The following is a 1,504-nucleotide window of genomic DNA, read 5'->3' on the forward strand; positions in this document are numbered from 1 at the left end:
GGTAGCGCGCAGAGATGTGGTGTAAGAGGCGGGGCATACCCCGCCTCTTCCCTTTCTTGAAAGGGAGGGGACACCGCCTAGAATTCGTCGTTGGAGTAATGAAGGTGACGAATGGAAGGAAAGGCGATGCCCCAAGAAGAGAGTGTACTGCGCCTCGGCCGCGACGAGGCCCTCGAGGCGGCGAGGCTTTGGCAGGAGTGCGGCGACGCGCGCGAGTTCGCGTGCAGGGTGCTGGGCGGCGTGATGAACGCGCTGATGGACTCCGAGGCCCAGCAGATGTGCGGCGCGGGCCGCAACGAGCGCAGCGACGGCAGGGAGAACAGCCGCAACGGCTACCGCCCCAGGTCGCTCAAGACCGCCGTGGGCGACGTGGAGCTCGAGATACCCAAGCTCAGGCACGGCACCTACTACCCCGAGGGCATGCTCGCGCGATGGTCGCGCGTCGACACCTCGGTGGCCGCCATCGTGCAGGAGATGTACGTGTGCGGCGTGTCCACCCGCAAGGTCGAGCGCGTGGCGTCCAAGCTGGGCATATCCTCGCTGTCGAGCTCGGAGGTCTCGAGCCTCTGCTCCGACCTCGACGCCGAGGTGGCGGAGTTCCGCCGCCGCGACCTGTCGGGCACGCCGTGCTGCTACCTGTGGCTCGACGCCACCTACATGAGCTGCAGGGTCGGCTCGTCGGTCGTCTCGCAGGGCGTCGTGACCGCGATCGGGCTGGGTGACGACGGGCGCAAGCACTTCCTGGGCTGCGACGTGGTCGACACTGAGAGCGAGGACTCCTGGGCGGCATTCCTCGGCGGGCTGCGCGAGCGCGGGCTGGCCGGAGTTCGCCTCGTGGTCTCCGACAGCCACGCCGGGCTCGTGGCCGCCGTCTCGCGCCTGTTCCAGGGCTGCGCCTGGCAGCGCTGCGTGACGCACCTGCAGCGCAACCTCCAGAGCGCCTGCTCGGGCAGGCCCGAGGACTCCAAGGCGGCCGTCAGGGACCTCGTGCACGCCGCAGTCTACCAGGACGACCCCGACCTCGCGCGCTGCGTGTGGGCCGAGGCGGCGCCCTGGGTGGCGTCGGTGTCCGCCAGGGCCGGCGAGGTCTTCGAGCAGGCCGAGGACTCCGCGCTGGCGTTCACGGCCTTCCCCAGGGCGCACTGGGCCAAGCTCCGCACCAACAACGTCCAGGAGCGCGCCAACCGCGAGATCAAGCGCCGCTACAGGGTCGTGCAGTCCTTCCCCTCGAGGGAGTCGATGCTGCGCCTGACGTGCGCGAGCCTCATGGAGACCGAGGGGCAGTGGTCCCAGCAGCGCGTGTTCTCCGAGGCCTCGGCCGCCGAGGGCTTCGCCGAGCCCGCGGACAGGCCGGCCCCGACAGAGGGGAGGCGCCGCGCGCTCGGGCGGCGCGCCAGGGAGATAGTGGACGAGATAGTCGAGAGGCGCGGTCTCAAGAAGGAGTAACATCGGGACTTGCAGCGACGGACCTCAGGACGCTCTTACACCACGTCTGCGCGCGCCA

The 1,504-nt window shown here is 69.7% G+C and carries 1 protein-coding gene; it reads left to right on the plus strand.

Going from position 1 to position 1,504, the window contains the following annotated elements; all coding sequences use genetic code 11:
- The first annotated feature begins 126 nt into the window (after window positions 1-126).
- Complete coding sequence (locus HMPREF9463_RS10170) at window positions 127-1,446, plus strand: IS256 family transposase (protein WP_052044245.1); 1,320 nt, start codon at window positions 127-129, stop codon at window positions 1,444-1,446.
- The last annotated feature ends 58 nt before the right edge of the window (window positions 1,447-1,504 follow it).

This window comes from Collinsella sp. 4_8_47FAA, from assembly GCF_000763055.1.
Taxonomy (GTDB): domain Bacteria; phylum Actinomycetota; class Coriobacteriia; order Coriobacteriales; family Coriobacteriaceae; genus Collinsella.